Origin of the sequence: Rhodopirellula maiorica SM1, assembly GCF_000346295.1 — a bacterium.
Classification (GTDB): Bacteria; Planctomycetota; Planctomycetia; order Pirellulales; family Pirellulaceae; genus Novipirellula; species Novipirellula maiorica.
This window is the reverse complement of the sequence record NZ_ANOG01000802.1, coordinates 1-18,877: the sequence shown is the minus strand read 5'-3', so window position 1 is coordinate 18,877 and position 18,877 is coordinate 1. Positions and strand designations below refer to the sequence as shown.

The 18,877-nt window shown below is 53.6% G+C and carries 15 protein-coding genes; 2 read left to right on the top strand and 13 right to left on the bottom strand.

All coding sequences use genetic code 11. The features are described 5' to 3' along the window. The 4 genes from RMSM_RS26210 to RMSM_RS26195 form a co-directional block, all read right to left on the bottom strand. Positions 1-676: GspE/PulE/PilB domain-containing protein (locus tag RMSM_RS26210; protein ID WP_008703855.1), on the bottom strand; the 676-nt coding region annotated here is incomplete at its 3' end. A gap of 264 nt (positions 677-940) precedes the next feature. Beyond that, entirely contained in the window at positions 941-2,059 is a 1,119-nt protein-coding gene (locus RMSM_RS26205; protein ID WP_008703853.1) for a type IV pilus twitching motility protein PilT, read from the bottom strand. A 464-nt stretch (positions 2,060-2,523) separates the two neighbouring features. Continuing rightward, positions 2,524-4,293, bottom strand: a complete 1,770-nt coding sequence (locus tag RMSM_RS26200) for a GspE/PulE family protein (RefSeq protein ID WP_008703849.1) — start codon at positions 4,291-4,293, stop codon at positions 2,524-2,526. A 639-nt stretch (positions 4,294-4,932) separates the two neighbouring features. Next, positions 4,933-5,352, bottom strand: a complete 420-nt coding sequence (locus RMSM_RS26195; RefSeq protein ID WP_008703844.1) for a hypothetical protein — start codon at positions 5,350-5,352, stop codon at positions 4,933-4,935. Between the two features lie 326 nt (positions 5,353-5,678). Between RMSM_RS26195 and RMSM_RS26190 the strand changes: the two genes are divergently transcribed. Continuing rightward, positions 5,679-6,560: an SHOCT domain-containing protein gene (locus RMSM_RS26190; protein ID WP_008703841.1), complete on the top strand. Its 882-nt coding sequence runs from the start codon at positions 5,679-5,681 to the stop codon at positions 6,558-6,560. 714 nt (positions 6,561-7,274) lie between these two features. On the opposite strand, the gene RMSM_RS26185 is transcribed toward RMSM_RS26190, so the two are convergent. After that, positions 7,275-8,393, bottom strand: coding sequence for a glycosyltransferase family 4 protein (locus tag RMSM_RS26185; protein ID WP_008703839.1), 1,119 nt, complete (start codon positions 8,391-8,393; stop codon positions 7,275-7,277). Between the two features lie 238 nt (positions 8,394-8,631). On the opposite strand from RMSM_RS26185, the gene RMSM_RS37365 reads away from it, so the two are divergent. Beyond that, a complete protein-coding gene (locus tag RMSM_RS37365) occupies positions 8,632-9,081 on the top strand; it encodes a hypothetical protein (protein WP_008703837.1) in 450 nt (149 codons plus the stop codon). A gap of 370 nt (positions 9,082-9,451) precedes the next feature. Here the strand turns inward: RMSM_RS37365 and RMSM_RS26170 are convergent, their stop codons facing one another. The 8 genes from RMSM_RS26170 to RMSM_RS26135 all read right to left on the bottom strand — a co-directional run. Next, the gene (locus RMSM_RS26170) at positions 9,452-10,285 is read right to left on the bottom strand and encodes an FkbM family methyltransferase (protein ID WP_008703835.1); all 834 of its coding nucleotides are present in this window, start codon (positions 10,283-10,285) and stop codon (positions 9,452-9,454) included. Positions 10,286-10,366: 81 nt separating this feature from the next. After that, positions 10,367-11,365 carry a glycosyltransferase family 4 protein gene (locus tag RMSM_RS26165; protein WP_008703834.1) on the bottom strand — a complete coding sequence of 333 codons (999 nt, stop codon included), beginning with the start codon at positions 11,363-11,365 and terminating at the stop codon, positions 10,367-10,369. 13 nt (positions 11,366-11,378) lie between these two features. Continuing rightward, positions 11,379-12,683, bottom strand: coding sequence for a hypothetical protein (locus RMSM_RS26160; RefSeq protein ID WP_008703832.1), 1,305 nt, complete (start codon positions 12,681-12,683; stop codon positions 11,379-11,381). A gap of 77 nt (positions 12,684-12,760) precedes the next feature. Next, a complete protein-coding gene (locus RMSM_RS26155; protein WP_008703830.1) occupies positions 12,761-13,738 on the bottom strand; it encodes a sulfotransferase domain-containing protein in 978 nt (325 codons plus the stop codon). After that, positions 13,735-15,159, bottom strand: coding sequence for a lipopolysaccharide biosynthesis protein (locus RMSM_RS26150; protein ID WP_008703827.1), 1,425 nt, complete (start codon positions 15,157-15,159; stop codon positions 13,735-13,737). Before RMSM_RS26150 ends, RMSM_RS26155 begins: the two co-directional genes overlap by 4 nt. Next, positions 15,159-16,286, bottom strand: coding sequence for a glycosyltransferase (locus RMSM_RS26145; RefSeq protein WP_040769449.1), 1,128 nt, complete (start codon positions 16,284-16,286; stop codon positions 15,159-15,161). Before RMSM_RS26145 ends, RMSM_RS26150 begins: the two co-directional genes overlap by 1 nt. Before the next feature lie 43 nt (positions 16,287-16,329). Beyond that, positions 16,330-17,859, bottom strand: a complete 1,530-nt coding sequence (gene wbaP / locus RMSM_RS26140) for an undecaprenyl-phosphate galactose phosphotransferase WbaP (RefSeq protein ID WP_160168380.1) — start codon at positions 17,857-17,859, stop codon at positions 16,330-16,332. Between the two features lie 194 nt (positions 17,860-18,053). After that, the coding region (locus RMSM_RS26135) for a CpsD/CapB family tyrosine-protein kinase (RefSeq protein ID WP_144057975.1) at positions 18,054-18,877 on the bottom strand (824 nt) is incomplete at its 5' end.

The following is an 18,877-nucleotide window of genomic DNA, read 5'->3' as shown; positions in this document are numbered from 1 at the left end:
ACGCTTCGGATTTGATGCGAATCCGGAACTCGTCTTCGAACGGTTCAAAGTGAATATCGCTGGCGTGATCCTTGATCGCCAACAATAGCACCATGTTCAGTAGCTTTCGTACCGGTGCGGAATCCGCGAGTGCTTCGGCGTCGGTGATGTTGAACTTTTCGGTCTCCAGTGCGGAAACCATCTTCTTCAGCTCTTCGTCGTCGGCCAACTCGGCGACCAGTTTCTCGACGCTCTCGGATTCCGAGTCAAAGTGCTTGGTGATGTACTGCAGGACTTCGCGTTCGGTCGTCACGACCATCGCGATGTCGTAACCCAAGAACGTACGCAATTCGTCTTGGATGGTCAGATTTTGCGGGTCACACGTGGCGACCGTCAAACGGTTCATATCCTCGTCGAACCGAATTGGCACGATCCGGTACAACTGAGCCATCGTCTCGGTGATCTTGTCACGCACCTCGACCGGAATCTCCGCGTCCTCGAGCGAGACTGTCTGCATCGACATCTGCTCGGCGAGCGCTTGGATGAGCTGCTCGTCGGTGATCAATTGCATGTCTTCGGCGATCTTGCCGAACAACGCACCCGGTTGTTGCTCTTGTTCTTCGAGCACAATCTCGAGTTGTTCGTCGGTCAAAAAACCGAGGTCGACGAGGATCTGTCCAATTCGACGTGCGGCCATGGTAGTGGTTCGAAGTTGAAAGGATGAAGTTTGAAAAGCCTGTAGCGAAACGCGTCAATGGCTTGTTGGATTATTGAGCCGCGACGCGTTAGCGGCCGGGGCCCACGCACCGCCCGGTGCCTTACAGCCCACGGCTCATCGTTGCGATTTGAATCAGGATGAAATCAACAAGTCGTCTACTGTTTCGCTCTTGAAGTTGTGTGTTTTGAGTTTGTTGACAGGCTGGAAGCCTATCCCACGTTGACAGGCTGGAAGCCTATCCTACTAGTGTTTTCCGTTGTCTTCGGGGATGGGGATCGGTGCGTCCCCTTCGCCGTGGCGGAATTGAACGATTCGTTTGGCGAGGTCATCCGGGCGGTGCGCTTTTCCAAGCGCGTCTTCGACCGTGATCAATTCGTCACGCCATAGGTTGAACAGCGTGTCGTCCATCAACTGCATCCCGAATTTGGCTCCGGTCTGCATCGCACTGTTGATGCGGAATGTTTTGTTTTCTCGAATCAGGTTCGCGATCCCTGGCGTGACCACCAAAATCTCGTAAGCCGCCACTCGTCCACCGCCGATCTTGGGCAGCAGCGTTTGAGCAACCACGCCGATGAGCGTACTGGCCAACTGGGTTCGAATTTGGTCCTGCAGGTTCCCTGGGAACGCGTCAATGATTCGGTTGACAGTGCCCTGAGCACTGTTGGTGTGCAGCGTGCCAAAGACAACGTGCCCTGTTTCCGCCGCACTGATCGCCGCTTCGATTGTTTCCAAGTCGCGAAGCTCGCCGACCAGAATCACGTCGGGGTCCTGCCGCAACGCACGCCGAATCGCTTCGGAAAAACTTGGCACGTCCACGCCGACTTCGCGTTGGTTGATCGTGCTCTCTTTATGGTCGTGATAAAACTCGATCGGGTCTTCGATCGTGATGATGTGATGATCCACGGTCTCGTTTAGCAAGTTGATCAAACTCGCCAACGTCGTACTTTTTCCCGACCCCGTCGGCCCGGTTACCAAAAACAATCCACGGGGACGGTGGACCATTTTGACCACCGATTCGGGCAATCCGAGTTGTTCGGGAGTCAGTTTATCGTTCGGGATCTGACGCAGTACCATCGAAATGAAACCACGCTGCTTGAACACCGAGACACGAAAACGTGCCAATTCGCCAAAGGCGAATCCAAAATCGGCGCTGCCTGTCTCTTGTAATTCTCGCTGACAACGCTCCGGAGTGATGCTCTTCATCAATCCCACCGCATCGGCGGCATCAAGCGTCTTGGTGTCGAGTTTTCGCATCCGTCCATGCAGCCGGAATACCGGAGGTTGGCCAACAACAATATGAATGTCGCTGACACCTTGCTTGATTGCTGCCTGTAGCAGCTTGTCAATGAGCACCGTGGCCATGAAGCGAATGTCTGATTTTTTGAAAGGGGCGAAATCGGAGAAAAGCGGTTCGGCTTCCCGTAATCACAGCGGACGTTAATCGTCAATCAATTCGATTGGTTGTGATACGAGTGGCTGCGAAGCCTGCTTTGACATGGATGGATAGATTAATAAATTCGATCGAAAAGAGGCCGCGAGGAGAAATAAATGATTGCGGCGATGACTTCATTATCACACGTTATTGCTCGCATTCAAAGAATTCACCTGTTTTGACTCTTCGACCATTAAAAACGTGATTCGACAAATCGCAGCTTGGGCGGTCTGTGTTCCGTTATCAGGGTGGTATGGCGTGTGGTTCCGGTGGGTGGTCCTATGCCGCCGATTCGAGCCGCTGAGTGAAGCTCTTCTTCGCCGCCGTGATTTCACCCCAAATTGCCTTCCCCTCGACTCCCGTGAGAGTCGATTTGAAAGCAAAAAATGAGTCATCAAAGTGATGCCAAATCTTTGGTGATATGAGCCAACGCGATGTCCTCTAATTCGGTTCGTTTGGCAACGCGATTGACCTCTTCAAACGTCGTCACCCCACGGATCACCTTCAGCATTCCATCGGCGTAAAGTGTTGACATACCGTTTCTTATGGCTGCGTTACGCAGTTCCAAAGTACTCGCGCCTTTGAACATCAACTCGCGTAGCTTCGAGTTCACTAACATCAGTTCGTAGATACCAATTCGGCCGCGGTATCCACTGCGACCGCAGAACGAACATCCCTTGCCTTTGGTGAACTCGGCCTGCTTGATCATTTCCGGTGGCAACATCGAATCCGCCAGCACACTTTCGGATGGTTGGTATCGCACCTTGCAGCGGGGGCAGATCGTCCGCACCAAACGTTGGGCAAGGACCGAGATCACACTACTTGCCACCATATAGCCAGGTACACCGATGTCCACCATTCGTGATATCGCACTGGGCGCATCGTTCGTGTGCAGGGTACTGAATACCAGGTGTCCAGTAAGACTGGCCTCGATTCCCGTCGCTGCTGTCTCGTGATCTCGCATTTCACCCACCAGGATGATATTGGGGGCCTGACGCAGCATCGCGCGAATGATGCGAGCAAAGTCGAGTCCGATATTATGTTTCACTTCGACCTGATTGATCCCGGGGAGATAGTATTCGACCGGGTCTTCCGCAGTGATCACTTTGCGGTCCGGGCGGTTCAGTGCATTGAGCGACGCGTACAACGTCGTCGTTTTGCCCGAGCCGGTCGGACCGGTCACCAGAATGATGCCGTTGGGCCGGCGGATCAGTGAGTTGAAGTTGCGGAAGTCGCGCTCGGAAAGACCGAGTTGGCGAACCCCGACTTTGATGTTGTCTTTATCGAGCAGCCGCATCACGCAGGATTGGCCGTGATTGGTGGGGATGATACTGACCCGCAAATCGAGCTGTTTGTCACCCACCGTGATCTTGATCCGTCCGTCTGTCGGTTTTCGTTTTTCCGAAATGTCGATCTTCGACAGAATCTTGATACGGGCGATCACGGCCGATAGCATTCGGCGAGGCACGTTTTCTCGCTCGACCAAAACGCCGTCAATTCGATAACGGATGCGGACTCGGTGTTCAAACGGCTCGACGTGAATATCGCTGGCCCGCAGCTGCACCGCTTCCTGGATCATCAGATTGACCAACCGGATGACGGGAGCACTGTTGTCATCGACGGTTTCGTCGCCGGCGGCCGCCCCGCCGTCATCGTCGCTGGTCTCGGTAAAGTCGATCGCCGTATCGGTGAATTCTTGCAGCATCGAGTCAGCCGATTCCCCTTCGACCTGACCGTAGTATTGGTTGATCGCTCCGATGATGGCCGATTTTGGTGCCAATGCGGTTTCGATTTTGCGGTTCAGAATGAACCTCAGTTTTTCCACCGTCGCGAAATCAAAGGGGTCGGCAATCAAAATACGCAGCGTTCCTTCTTCGTCGCTACTGAAAGGCAGAATCGTGTTTTCGCGAGCGACTGATTCGGGGATCAATTCGATCACCGATTCAGCAATCCGTTCTTCGCGAAGGTCGACGAAGGGGATTTTGTGGAATTCGGCGAGCGCGAGTGCCACTTCTTCGGGCGTGGCGTACTCCATTTGGACCAGCACATCGCCCACATCGGCTTTGGTGTTCTTGGCCACCCCTTCGGCTTCGGTGAGTTGGTCGAGGCTGATGATGCCTTTCTTCAGGAGCAAATCGGTAAATTCGCGAGTCGCTTGGCTCATATCAGGTATCTCTGCGCGTTTAGAGGGATCGACGTGCGATCAAGATAAGTGTTTTCGGACGGAGTCTAAGTCGTTGGCTCCGCTAGCTATAGGATACCAGGACAAGTCCATAAAAACATGACGAACTTGGCTCCAGCGGCGGCGAAGTTCGTAATTAAGCAGGTAGCCAGGGGGCTTTCGGTATCTTTACCGCGAGCAGCCGCTCCGGCGTTCCAGCGGTACCAGCGAAACGCTGCTACAGCTATTTGATTAAAACGATTCATCGTCAGCCGAGGCCGTACTCGCATCGGTCAGCGTACGCCCAATGCCATCTACTTTGGTAGCGGCACGGCGCGAGCCGTCCGGTTGAGGCGAGTAAGACGTTCGTTTTAGACCGGGCGGGCCCCACGCCCAATGCCATCTACTTTCGTAGTGGGACTCGCCAGAGTTCCTGGTGTTTCAACAGCAAAGATAAGAATTCTGGCGAATCCCACTACTTGAGCATCCCCCAATGGTTGCAAAAGTCGATGGCATTGAGCGTACGCCTATCGGACGACGGTTATACGAAGCATTCGAAAGTCAGGCTAATTCAACAAGCCGTTCGCAGCGTTTGCCCAAACGGCTAGCGGGATTTTAACCGATCATGACTGCCGTGTCGGCTTAGCCGCCCATGGCGACACCGAGCGCCATGATCCCGATAATGCCCATGATCACCATGCCGTTAAAGACGAGCCCGAGAATTGCAAAGATTCGCGAGCGATTGGGTTGGCACAACCCGGCGACTCCCAATCCGATCCCCAGCAGGTTCAGACCGATAACTGCGAAAATGCACAGACCCACGATGATCGCGATCGGCGATTCTTCGTTGATGCCTTCGGGGCTAGAGGCTTCCATGTACCCGGCCACCAGAATGATCGTGAAGGCACCAATGCCGACTAGGATCGACATGATGAACGAGGCGATCCCAAATCCCGACTGCTTTTTGCCTTGCGGAATGTCGCTTGTCGGGGTCGGCCCGCCATGTCGCTGCGGTGGCGAGTAGGGAGATTGTGGAGGTAGGTTTCTGGTGTCGAAACTCACAGTGCGTCGCCTTATGCGCATTGAAGGTGGTTTTGTTCTCGCCGAACAAGTGCGGTCATTCTAATGGTGATTCAAACGCATTGCCACATGTTTGCCCAAGTTGTGCGATTCTGCGACTGACCGTTGTCCTGTTTGCCGGGTTGCTAGTGATTGTCTCGCGCTAATCGCGCCCTGCGTCGAACAATCCGGCGACGCACGCTTCCCCTGCCGCGGGTAAGACGTCAAAATACAAGTGGGTGGCATCGCCACTCCGTGGCGGAACGAGTCATCCTTTCTATTCTCCCTTTGTTTAAATTCGGTAAATCCGATTTAGGAATCTACGTACCATGCCACAGTTATCCCCTGCGGGAAACGAAATCGTTGAACGTCTCGGCCAGCGTCACGGGCTGTCCAGCGATGCGGTCACGCACATGTTGATTGCCATCCACAACGGCAACGGATCGATGGCCCAATTTAATCATCCCGAATTTGGCGGTAGCGGCCAATGGATGCGAGGCGGGATGACCATGGTCAGCGATTTGTTCAACTATCAATTGAAAGCTCGCGTTGAAAATATTTGCAACGATATTGCCAACGAATTGGCCAAGCACCAAAACTCGCCGTTCGTCGGATCGTTCCAAAGCCAAAGCCAGGGAGGCCAATGCCAAGGGAGCGGAAATATGCAGTCTCAGGCATCCGGCGCGATGGGCAGTAACAACAGTCTGTTCATCCCTGATCCAGATCAGAATTGGTGGCCTGAGGAACTGGGAACGCCCAATGCGACGGGATCCCAAAACAATGTGCGTTACGCCTACTTTTCTTGGAATCGTCGGTTGGCCGTCAAGACGGGCTCGGACGTTTGGGTCTACGATACGCTGGATCACCAGATCGGTGGCTTTGGCCAGCAGCAAGGAGGCGGCAGCTCGATCACGTTCACCAGCCAATACGGAACGGTCAACTTGGCAAGTCTGCCCGTGGTTTCTCGCAATGGTGTTCCGATAGCGTCACCGCCGGCCCCTCCGGCTCCGGCACCCGCAGCGCCGGCCAATGAACCATCGGGCAATCATCCATCCGCCAATTCGGAAAACGGCAGCATGAACCGTCAGGACGCCTCAGGCAGCGAGGACATCCTCGGCACGCTCGAGCGTCTCGGCTCGCTCAAGGAAAAGGGTTACATCAGCGATCAGGAATTTGACGAGAAGAAACGCGACTTGTTAGGCCGGCTTTGATCCGCCTCTGGTTGATCCGCCTGTAACGGAACTCGCGGGCGGCTTGTTGATTTGTTGAGCCGCGACGCGTCAGAGAACGTCCGGCTTAGGGTGACTCAAACAACTCGCATTCGTTCTTTTTTTAAGGCCGGAGGCCGGTACAATTCATGCCGGTGGTGTTAACCACCGGTTTGGAATGCAGCAAATCCAAGGCCGGAGGCCGACACATTTACTCAGTCATTGTGTCGGCCTCCGGCCTTTGCAGCTCATACGCTACATCCCGTGGCCTTACGGCCAATGCCATCGACTTTCGTAGTGGGACTCGCCAGAGTTCCTGGTGTTTCAACAGCAAACATGGGAATTCTGGCGAATCCCACTACTTGAGCATCCCACCAATGGTTGCCAAAGTAGATGGCATTGGCCGTACGGCCACGGCAGAGGATGTATCGGCCTCTGGCCTAAGCCGGACGTTCTCGTCAGCATCCGGGTATCACACACGACGCGGTGCCTGACGGCCCTCGGCTCGCCATTGGGATTTAATCGTTTAACAGTCTCCGAAGCCATACTTGCATCTGTTAGCGTACGCCTATCGGCTAACGGTTAAACGAGGCATTCCAACGTCAGACTAAATCGACAATCCGGTAAGAATGTCTTTACCATCACGTTCGCCCCTTGCCGAATCGGCGCCGCTGCCGCGACTTGATCCGGCCTACGTTAATCTACGGCAAATCTAATCTACGCCAAATCTTCCGGACGTTTTCGCGACTTTGGGTTGTCCTTCGCGACTTCGCACAACAAGTCCTCATACGCATCGACCATCGATGTCATGTCGAACCGTTCGACGACGGCGGTGGCGGCGTTGCCAAGCCGCACGCGTTCGGACTCGTTTTGGATCAAATGACGCATTGCATCGGCGAGCGCGTCAACACTGTCGTCGACCAATAATGCGTTTTCGTTGTGCGTGACGATCTCGCAAGAACCACTTTGACAATTCATTGCGATACAGGGTAACCCGGTTGCCATTGCTTCCAACAGCGCCGAGGGAAATCCTTCGTAGCGGCTTGGTAGAACGAACAGCGTTGCGATTTCATATTCCGGTGCGATCGGACGCAGCCAGCCGGGCATCGACAAGCGTCGGCTGATTCCGGCCTCATCGGCTTGTCGCTGCAGTTCCTCACGCATCGCTCCTTCGCCCAAAATTTTCAACGACCACGAGGGAGCATCATTGGCGATTTTTGCAAACGCATCGATCAAGCGGTCGAAGCCTTTTTCGGGTGCGAGGCGGCCGACTCCTAGGATGATCTTGTTTTCATGTTCGATGTCACGGCACCGCGGTGGTGTGATTGCCGATGGGATCACTGCAATCGGCCGAGGGCTAAGCGGGGCGAGGGTTTTGGCGATGGCGTCGGTTAGCGCGACCACTCGCGCGGCTCGCTTATAAGAGCGTCGCCGCATGTTTTCCCAGAAAAATCCGAGCGATTGTTGCGCCGGGTCGCTGCGTTCGCTGATCACGATCGGCACCTTCAACCCGATCGTCGACAGCAGCACATCGAGATTGGTGCGATCGCAAAACGACAGCACGACGTCGGGTTTTTCTGTCGCAATCGTCTTGCGGATGGCCTTGTGTCGGCGGTGGAGGTTCATCGCCTTGTCGACGCGTCCGCGGCTGGCACGCATCACCCGCAGCGGAATGCGACGGACGGTTTCCGCGACCTCATGTCGGTCGGTACGCGCGTCGTCAAACGTAACCAGCACCACTTCGTGCTCGCGGGCCGACAATTCGGATGCCAGCGCTGCCATCACCCGCTCGGCGCCACCACCACTAAGAGAATGAATAATGCAAACGATTTTCACGGAATAATTGCTCTGCAGGAGTTCGGGGACGGCGGTTCTTCGGAATGTGGCGTGGGAGCGGAAAACACAGAATTAGCGAAATGTCGAAACGAATCAGTTGAAACGAGGTAATTTGCCAACTAGCGTAGGGGTTATGCGTAAGCATAGGGTCGTACGGGGGCCCTCCGTTTCTTGATCGCGAGAGTCGCAGAAATATTGCGCCAATCCTAGCCCCCATGATGTATAGTTGAGGTTTTCGATGAAAAGTATCGTTGTCGCTGCCGTATTTGCCTTTGCCGCCGCTGTTACCACGGCCGAATCGGCCTCAGCCCAATACCCTGACGTCGGCGGAATTTTCCCCTTCGGCGGCTACGGATTCTACAGTCCGTATGGTTCCTACTACGGAACCTCAATCCGCACCCCCCCCTATTTTGCCACGAATCCCCCTGTCTATTACGGTGCCCGCTACGCTCGGCCTTATGGAATGAGTCCCTTTGCAGCGCCACCGATGGTCAATGCTCCGACCAGTTATCGCGGTCGTTTGGAATCAGACTTTATGACTCCGCCTGGTGCCGCGCACGGTCCGGTCGGCAATCCTTGCATCTCGTACTCGGCTTCGGTCAAACCGAAGGCCAAGAAGATGGGGCCTGTGCGTGAGAATCCGTACGTCAACGGCGATGACGACGCGGACAAACTGGCTCAAAACTAAAGCGATCTCGTACACTGATTCGTTTAACCGTTAGCCGATAGGCGTACGCATCACGGATGCGAGTACGCCGCTGGCTGACTGTTCAGCGCTTAGATCGACAAGACCTCAAGACTTTCGTCCGGTCGGCATCCCGCATGGTGGAACTCGCCAACGGCTTGTTGATTTTGCTTCAATCAAGCGGCGGTCATCAACAACGTATCGGAAATAATCGCACATCAAGTTGCAACGGAGTGCACCAACGAGCGCGGGGTCGCGGAGTCTTCGAGCAGCACGGGCTCGGGGGCTCCGCCACGCATTCCGAAGAGTTTTCGTTGATTCGCCGTCTGGCTGCCGAACCGAATGACCGCAGGGTTAGACGTGGCCCGTAGGATTACTTTTCAAAAATGATTCCGTCATCATCCTGATCCGCGTCATACATTTTCTGAAGCGTTGGTAGAAACTGGTCGCGTTCAACGGTGATTCCCTTGGATGGAACCGTCAGTCGCGAGAAATCTCCAATCACTGCAAGGAAATCGGCCACGCTCACGCCGCTGACATCTCGCAGGTGATGCGGAACAAATTCAACAATCAGGGTCTTGGTAATTGAGAGTGCCCGTGGCATTCCTTGCAGCGCGAAGTACTCGGAACCTTCGATATCCATGACCATCAGATCGATCGACTCGGCATCGATCAGCGTATCGCCTGCGACCCCTTTGACGGTGACTTCCTTTGGCGAGTCATAGTAATAATTGAATGTCTTGTTTTCTGGCACAATCTTACTGCCGCCAGAATTTGCTTGGTTGATCAAGAACTTCAGTTCACAATCACGATTGCTTACGGCCAGGTTGTGAGCGGTAATTGAAGTGCATTGGTTGATGGCCATGTTCATTGAGAGAAGCTCAAATGTCTCTGGATTGGCCTCGAAGGCGATCACGCGTTGGCATTGATCTGCGATGGGAATGGCGATCGTGCCCACATGCGTCCCCACGATCACGACGGTAGACGTTTCGTCGATGTACTTTGACATCCGCTGAAGTTCGTCAGCCCCATAGACACCGCGTAGTCGCAGATGTCGACCGACTCCGATGTCTTGAGGATCAACTGCAAACTTGTACTTCCCCGATTGGATGATCAGGGCGCGGACGTGCTTGCCAATGATCCGTCCTGAGAGTCGGCTCAGACGCGACTTTAGCCAAAGTTTGGGTCGATGCGTAAGTTTACTCACTTCGAATTTCCTCAATGACAATGCGGTTCACATGAGCCTGATGGAGTTCAGCTCGACTAGATAAATACAAAGAGCGATACATTAGGCAGGTAACAAATTTGCTTGCACGAGCGAGTCACGAACCTTTCTTCGTGCGGCTTCCCACGAATATTGGGATGCTTGCTGCAGTCCTCGTTTGATCATTCCATCACGATCAACAGCGCCGGCTAGGAAACGGTGGAGGTGATCCCGCAGGTCGTCGACCGACGCTGCGTCAAAATAGATCGCAGCATCGCCGCCAATTTCTGGCAGCGAGGTACGATCGGACAATAGCGTAGGGCATCCGCAAGCCATCGCCTCGACGGCGGGCAATCCAAAGCCTTCATAGAGACTGGGGAAAACGAGACACTCAGCTCCCCGATACACCGAGGCTAATTGCGTGTCATCGATTCCCGAAAGAATGGTCGTGCGAGCAGTTAACCCCGCTTCGACAATCCATTGCTTTAGCTCCGCGGTTGGGCGACAAACCAACAATAAGTCCGGTGTCATTGTTGCATCGAGTCGCTTGATCGCCTGGAGCAAGCATTCCACGTTCTTGTGAGGACGTATGGCTCCGACATAGAGAATGTACGGCCGAGGATGCGAAAATCGAGGCCCCGCTGCAGTGAACGATTCGGAAATTCCGTTGCCCACCACGACGACCCGTTCTTCGTCAATTCCGTACCATTGAACAATTTCGCGTCGACTGTATTGCGAGACGGTCAGTGTCAGAGCGGATCGTCTCACCACAGGACGCTGAATCAAGCGGTAGTATGCTGCTTTGGCGATGGACGTTTCCTTGGGGAAATGAACGTGGATCATATCGTGAATCGATACCACGACGTTACAACTGAGTTTCCAGGGGACATTGAATCCTGGCGACACATACAATTTTGCCTGATTGCGCCGCAGGAATTTTGACAGTGCAACCCCATCTCGAGCCGCCAATGGTTTTGTTGCAAGCGGTATGTCGCGAAAGTCCGTTAGCTGCTTGCCGATTTCCGATGCAAAACGCCCAATCCCATGTTGTCCGCACCATCGCTGGTCATAAAAGTAGTTCATCGAAAAATCGCCCTCAGCGTGTTTGGTAACGACGAAATTTGATCGTCTGTAGATTGCTAATGGCAATGCCAATGACCGTCGCGGCCAAGATTGCGACTAGCTGGAAATACACCAATCCATTGTTGAACTGATACTCTCGCCATATCTCGGCGAAGCTGTACAGTAGCATCAGTCCTGCGACACTGATGAACATATTGAGTTGGATCAACCCACTGGCAATGACGGCAAACACAAAAAAGGCGATGCAGGCAAACACGAATGTATTGCCTTGCGCATCTTGATAAATCTCTGCGAGTGCGGAGTTGGTTGTCAACGTTTTGTCGACGTCGGTGAAACCGAGATACCACTGTTCGCCGACTCCGCCTGAGAAGTCGGTCTTGCGGCTTTCGTCGTGCAAGAACGTAGGAAGCAGCAAGTACTTCATGTTGCTGTGGTGTGAAGCTTCACTATCGCTATAGGCCGCAAACCGACTGACCGACAGCGATACTTGCATCGGCGCCGCGAGGTATCGTGCAATTTGAATTTGCATGACGCCCGCAGGCGTCTTGACGTTGTAGCGATCCGCATAAAAGTTTGCGTTCCGCACGTACGTCATTGCGGTTGCGATCACAAGGATGCAGCCAGCTGGGATCAACATACTTTTCCATGAGATCCGGCGTTCTGGTAGCGCGAGCAGATGACACCCGACTGCGACAAAGCAGGCTTGCGTGATCAGCATCCGTTGGGACAGCGCTGCTCCCAAAAGTACCGCCACTAGATTGATCCAATCGCAAAGCCGCGTCATTTTGGATTTAGGACGTAGCGAGAGCCTGTGGAAAAGTGCAACCCCCGCGGCCGGACCCGCGGCATAACGCAGCGAGTAGAGCACCGAATAGTCTTCGGTTAGCGCAATCTTCATGGCGTTTCCGTTCAACTCTGCCAAGTCGCGGATGACATGCGGGGCAACCGATAGGACTTTCAGCCATGCCAATAAAACACCGCTTGCGGCAATGGCCGTAAACACATAGTAAGCGTTCTGAAATGCAGTTGGACCGTTGCCAATATGCTGAAGTCGCGTTCCGATTCGGCGACCGAGCATCGAACCCAGGGTCGCCGCTAGCACCGCCGCCACGTAGAAACCGATAAAGTACAGCAGCGATGGCAGCTGGACCTGGGTGGGGTGCATGAAGCCGTAGGCACCATTATCAGGCGCGCTCGCCCAAAAAACACCGCCTACCACTAAGGCGGGAAGGAAACTGAATCCAGGTTGCAAAAGCAGTCCGAGAAACCATTCCGCAGACGTTTTAGCACGGTTCGGAAGTTGGTTTGGCGAAGACATTCTGGACGATCGATGAATGGAAAGAGGATCGAACCTATCCGTAAAGACAGAGTCCATCGTTTCGGGACATATTCCCGTTATCGAAAATCGTGTTCCGCGATCTCATTCAAAAGCCGTAAGTCCTCCGCAAAGTATGCGTTCAACTCCGAAGAAAACGATGGTTCCAAGTTTGACTTCTTGTTTCGCGGCCGAATGGCTTGATCGATGATGGCACGCAGTGGTTTGGGGAACGCACCAAAGCCACGTCGCAACCATTTTGTCGGTTTCTCTAGTATTGCCGGTGGGTGGAAGAAAAGGGTTGCAAGGAACCGGAATCGCATTCGTTTCGAAGCGTTCGCCGTGGGGAATTCAAGACGATCGGGTGCCGAAAGACCTAAGAATTCGAGAACTCGGCGGCATTCATGTTCGGCGTCGTTTCGCAGGTTTCGCGAATGAATCAGTAGTAATTGGTCCGACGGAACGAGCTGCTTAACACGCTGGATCTGTTCGCCCAACCGTCCCACACGCCCGTATTGTAGAAACTCTGGAACGGGACACACCTTCGGTAAACATTGGCCGTTTTGACGCGACTGCTGTAACATCCATGCAGTGTGGAAATCGGTCTCAGGTTCTAATCCGTTGTACACCAATTCATTGTGCCAAGCCTGAACAAGCTCTACGGGGTTTCGCAACATCGCGATGAACTTCGCCGCGGGGTTAAAGTTCAAGATGTTTCCAACTGCGGTCTCGGACATTAAGTAGCAAGTGCTCGCTTCAGCAATGATCCGTTTCGAACGAAGGTCTTTAGATTTAAAAAGCCCGAGATACTCTTGCTGCGTTTTCACAGGGCGAATCGAAAGGCTGTTCGCGCCCGGGAAATCGGTGGCCCAAAAAAGCGGTTCCTTGGGATGGGAAAAACAAACCTCAGGGTGCATGCACAGAAACTCGTACAACGACGTTGTGCCGCATTTGGGCGCACCAATGATGAAACAATTTGGCAAAGGGGGTTGAGCGGTTGGCAGATGGTTTTGGCCCGATTGGTTTTGGCCCAATTGGTGTTGCTGGGAAGTTCTCATGAGGTCTCCTTTAGTCTGCTAAGGCTAAAGATATCCATCATCTTGCAAACGCCTTGGTAGAATTTTTTCGGAGAGCAATAGGCTTGTGTTTTGACATCAAAAATACGATACGCGATCAACCAATTGATTGAATTTTGCAAGATCATCGTGATGCTTGTCGTAACAGCGACTCCGATTGCGCCAAAGAAATGCCAGGACAATACCCCACCCACACAAGCGACCACGGCACAGATCAGCGAGTTAATCACCACCGACCACGAGCGTCCTCCTTGGATCAACACATTGCCACAAGCCCCGCTGAGTACAAAGGCGAGGTAACCTGGAATGATTGCTATCAGCAAGGGGGCAGCGGCAACATACTCCGTTCCAAATCCAATTCGAAGAATCAGTTCCGGGGCGAAAACAAAGAATCCGCATGCCGCCAGCGAAATGATTGTCGCAATCGACGCGCCGGTTCGAAGCAAAATCTCAAGTTCGGTGGGAGCATCTTTGAGGAGCCGACTGATGCGTGGAATCAGGATGGTGTTGGCAATTCCCATCGGAAGCGCCGCAAGCAATGCGAGCCGAGTTGCCACTTCAAACAAAGCAACGTCGATCGGGGTGCCTAGAATCGAAACGATGGCAATGTCCGATCGTTGGCAGATATACCCCAGTCCTGAGGCCAAAAACACTGGGAAACCGTAGTCAAACAGCATTTGACGCATGGAAGCAAATTCATTCTTGCGAATTCCATCCTTTGAAACGTCATCCTGCGATGCCGCGAGAGACGGCTTGAGCAGAAAAGCGATGATCCAGCTCAATCCGAACAACGCGGTCACGAGACCGGCGGTGGCATGGATCGTTACGCCGGTTTCCCACTCGATCGCGTTATTGATACGAAACAGCACACAGGTGGCGAGGAACAGAGCCATCGCCAACGGACCGCCGCCGAGACCACTACACAGGCTCGCCACGATAGGGTCGTCAAGGGCTCGGCAGATCTCTCCGATTAACTGAGTCAAGGCTCGCACCACCGTCGATAGTACGATGGCAAAGACCGCGATGAGTGAGACGGACTGGCCGACAAGGACATCACCGAAATGGTAAAACACCATTCCGGTGGCGACTGCAAAAACGGAGATTGGGATGACGGCAGCCGCCAAGTAGCGGTAAACGATTGATCTTTTGACGATCGGGCAGTTCGTTTTGCTCAATTCCCGAATAACGATCTGGTCGAGACCGAAGACTGCTGCAAGCACGGAAGCTTGAGTGATCGCAAACACAGCCGCGAAGCTACCGAACTCTGATTGTCCCATCACGCGAGTCAGAACAAACACCGATGCTGCGGTTAGCAACATGTTGGAAACTCGTCCCGCTAACACAGCAAGAGAGTGTGCCCGCAGCCCCGCGCGAGGCTTGCGATTTGCTTGGACCGCACCCATCAGGCCGCACCCGTCTTGACGCCATGACGTTCTAGTGTGGCATTGATGGTTTGCTTCATACGGTCACGGAAAATGGACTCGGTGTATCGTTCCGAGTTGTGCCGGCATTGGTCAGGGGTGATTTGCGAACGTTCGAAAACACGGATTGCGTCTGAGAGCGATTTCGATGATTGCTCGTCAAAGAAGATGCCTGTCTCGTTATCACGGACGGTTTCCATCGCGCCCCCTTTGCGAAACGCAATTACGGGACATCCGGCCGCCTGAGCTTCGACAGGCGTGATGCCAAAGTCTTCGATGCCGGGAAAGATGAAAGCGCGGGCCGTTTCATAGTGTTCCTTCAGCACGGCGAAGGGTTGACGTCCCATCAAGGTCACGTTGGGACCAGCAATGCGCTGCAGCTTTGCTCGCTCACTGCCGTCACCAATCACAACAAGACGTCGATCCGGATGGTCGGCAAAGGCTTTGACCGCAATGTCAATTCGTTTGTAGGGAACCAGTTCGGAAACAACCAGATAATGGGCATCGCGCGGACGCGTCGAGTCAAAGGCATCGACATCCACCGGAGGGTTCACGACGACGGCATCGCAATCGTAGTAGTTGCGAATGCGATCGGCAACGAATTCCGAATTGGCAATAAATTGCGTCACGTTTTGCGCTGCGCGATAGTCGAACGCTTTCAATCGCTTCGAGAATGCATTGAGCGCAAATCTGGCGGCCAACGAACTGCGACGATACTCTTCGCCCATCTCCCATAAATAGCGAGGTGGCGAGTGACAATAACAAATGTGGAGCGTGTTTTCAGGAACGGTGATTCCCTTGATCAATGCTGCGTCGGAACTGATCAACACGTCCGTTCCCTGGGCAACACGTAGATTCGCGATCGCCAAAGGATGAAAGGGCAACAGATGTTTGTAGTACCGCGTGGCCGCAGGAACCCGTTGTAGCAGCGACGACACGATCTGCTTTTCCGAGATAATGCCATTCAATTTATTGGGCTCGGATACCAAGCAATGAATAGGCGCTTCGGGGAACATCTTGCAGAGCTGTTCGAGCACCTTTTCACCACCACGCATGCCGACTAGCCAGTGGTGTGCAAGTGCAATACGCAGGTTATTATGATCCATCATTGCGATCGTTTCCTAAGAGCACGGTCAAAGTGCGTAATGGAAGTTAATACGCACCTCGATTGGTGAGCACGGCGGCGGGCGTTTTAGCGAGAATCAGCAGGTCAAGCCAAATGGACCAATTTCGAACATAATACCGATCCAGTGCTACGCGTTCTTCGTAGGTCGTATTGTTTCGCCCCGAGACTTGCCAAAGACCGGTAATCCCTGGTGTCATGTGGGAATAGTCGAAATAACGATCGCTGTATTTCGAGATCTCGGATTCCACGATGGGGCGAGGCCCGATCAAGCTCATCTGCCCAACTAAAACATTCCAAAATTGTGGAAATTCATCGAGGCTCCATTTGCGGATGATTGTGCCAACGCCAGGAATGACTCGCGGGTCATCTTTTAGCTTTTGATCACGCTCCCACTCGTCGCGAAGTTCTGGGTGCTCCCGTAGGTGTTGCTGAAGGACTTCGTCTGCGTTACAGACCATGGAACGAAACTTCCAAGCTCGGAATGTTTTTCCATGTTGTCCACAGCGTTTGTGTCCGAAAAATACGGGGCCGGGTGATTTTAGCTTGATGAACAATGCAATCAGCGCCATCGGGATGGCAAACAATCCCAAGGCGATCAAGCTGACAACAATGTCCGAAAAACGTTTCAATAAACGCGGTCCAAAATGCAACAGCGGAAAATTGAATTCGGTGGTGTAGGTATGCGTCGAATGAGACGAAGCACGGGTATAATCGGGTGATTCTGCATCGCCAAACGCGACCACTCTTGGAATCTGGAATACCAATCGTCGCACCAATTCATAACGGTCCGGTGATGGACAAATCAGTATAGCCGGAGCCTTTTTTCTACGAGCGATTTCGACCAAGTCATCATGCCGTTCGCTATCGATCAAATCGGATGCTTCGGGCCGTAGCGAAGTCGTGCATTTAAAGTCGCCTACTGGGCGGTATCCCCACTCGTGGTGCTTAATGAGTTTTCGGCACGTGATGGTTCGCTGTTCCGTTTCACCGACAACCAAAACACGGATTCCCCACCACGAGAAATGACCCATCATGTAGCGCGAGAGGGTACGTGCGAGTGGTAACAACAGTACCGTGATCAGCACAGACGTCGCAAAGATCGTCGCTTCCAAACGTGGCAGTTGACCAAGGATGACGTTGAGCCCGGTGAGTGCCAGATAGCTGAGTATTGTCGAGCGAATCAAGCCGCGGAGCTCTGCGACGGGGTTGAGTCCGGCACCGGGATAAACGCCGTGCAGACACAAAAGCGCCGACTGCAATAACAACACGGCGGGAAGTTGCTTCCAAAACCCCGAATAGGGATCGGTTCCAGCCACGTTGCAAACAAGGAAGGTCGCCGCTGCGAGACAACAAGCCGTGACCAATAGGTCGACCACCAACAACGGGCATGCGGTCAGGGCGACCTGCCATATATAGGTTAGGCTCAGTTCCCGGCTTGGCGGTTTACCCGTGTGGCGTTCGATAATCTCTTGCAGCTGCACGCTCTCGGACGCCGTGTCGACGCCCTGCTTCGCTGGCTCTAGCAGATATTCGTTAGGCGTTGCGGATGTACTCATAAAATCAGTCGTTATCGAAGCACGAGGATCAGTTCCTGAAAAACAAATCAGATTGGCTTGAGAGATAACTTTTTGCATATTCCAACCCAACTTTCTTGCGTTCTAGAAGCTGTGATCACTATCAGAACGAGGCACCGAATCTTTCAACATGGCCAGCGTTTTGCCGCCAACTCTTTTCACTCTTTGCTCGGAATCTAGGAACGAGACATCAACTTTGTCGGTTGCACTGGTTGTGAGCCAACTGCGTTTTGCAGACGGATTGAATTGGGCTGAGGGTCACTGGCCGCGTACGTGTCGTGGTAGTAGGGCGTATAGCTGTACTCTTCGGATCGATAGTGATTGGAATAGCCATAGGCTTTGCTTTCCGCGTCCGATCCGTTCACGATAATCGCCGTTGGGGTAACGCCGATTTCTTCTAGCACGTTCCCGGCTCGCTCGACGCTGCGGCGGTTGTTCTTCAGAACGCGAACGGTCATCAACACGCCATCGACCTGAGGAGCGATGATGGCGGGGTCCGCGACAGCTAGCAGCGGAGGAGCGTCGACCAACACGATGTCAAAACGTTGCTCGCATGATCGTAGCAGACCGCTGAGCCGGAACGATTCAAGCAGCTCGGCGGGTTCAGAGGTTCGCGACCCATGCGCCATCACCGAAAGCGTTTCGATCGGGGTGCTTTGGATACACTTGTCGAATTGTGTGGAATCGAAAAGGACGTTCGTGAGCCCTGGTTCGCCTTCGAGCCCGAACAGGCCTGCGATAACAGGACGTCGCATGTCGGCATCAATCAACAAGACGCGTTTACCCGTTTGAGCCAACGAGATGGCAAGGTTTGAAATGGTCGTGGATTTACCATCACCCGGATGGGGACTGGTCATCATCAGGGTACGAGCGTTTTGTTGACGGTTCTTAACTAGTAGTGATGTTCTGGCAACGCGGTACACCTCGGACTCGGAAGATCGTGGCGAGTGGAACGCCACCAAGGACGGGGCCAATCGACTCTCGTCGTCCATCTGCTTCT

Bases quoted from the DNA above. Each gene is read 5' to 3' on its own strand.
- RMSM_RS26205 (WP_008703853.1), bottom strand. From the start codon at position 2,059: ATGGCCACGGTGCTCATTGACAAGCTGCTACAGGCAGCAATCAAGCAA.
- RMSM_RS26200 (WP_008703849.1), bottom strand. From the start codon at position 4,293: ATGAGCCAAGCGACTCGCGAATTTACCGATTTGCTCCTGAAGAAAGGC.
- RMSM_RS26190 (WP_008703841.1), top strand. From the start codon at position 5,679: ATGCCACAGTTATCCCCTGCGGGAAACGAAATCGTTGAACGTCTCGGC.
- RMSM_RS37365 (WP_008703837.1), top strand. From the start codon at position 8,632: ATGAAAAGTATCGTTGTCGCTGCCGTATTTGCCTTTGCCGCCGCTGTT.
- RMSM_RS26165 (WP_008703834.1), bottom strand. From the start codon at position 11,365: ATGAACTACTTTTATGACCAGCGATGGTGCGGACAACATGGGATTGGG.
- RMSM_RS26160 (WP_008703832.1), bottom strand. From the start codon at position 12,683: ATGTCTTCGCCAAACCAACTTCCGAACCGTGCTAAAACGTCTGCGGAA.
- RMSM_RS26155 (WP_008703830.1), bottom strand. From the start codon at position 13,738: ATGAGAACTTCCCAGCAACACCAATTGGGCCAAAACCAATCGGGCCAA.
- RMSM_RS26150 (WP_008703827.1), bottom strand. From the start codon at position 15,159: ATGGGTGCGGTCCAAGCAAATCGCAAGCCTCGCGCGGGGCTGCGGGCA.
- RMSM_RS26145 (WP_040769449.1), bottom strand. From the start codon at position 16,286: ATGATGGATCATAATAACCTGCGTATTGCACTTGCACACCACTGGCTA.
- wbaP (WP_160168380.1), bottom strand. From the start codon at position 17,859: ATGAGTACATCCGCAACGCCTAACGAATATCTGCTAGAGCCAGCGAAG.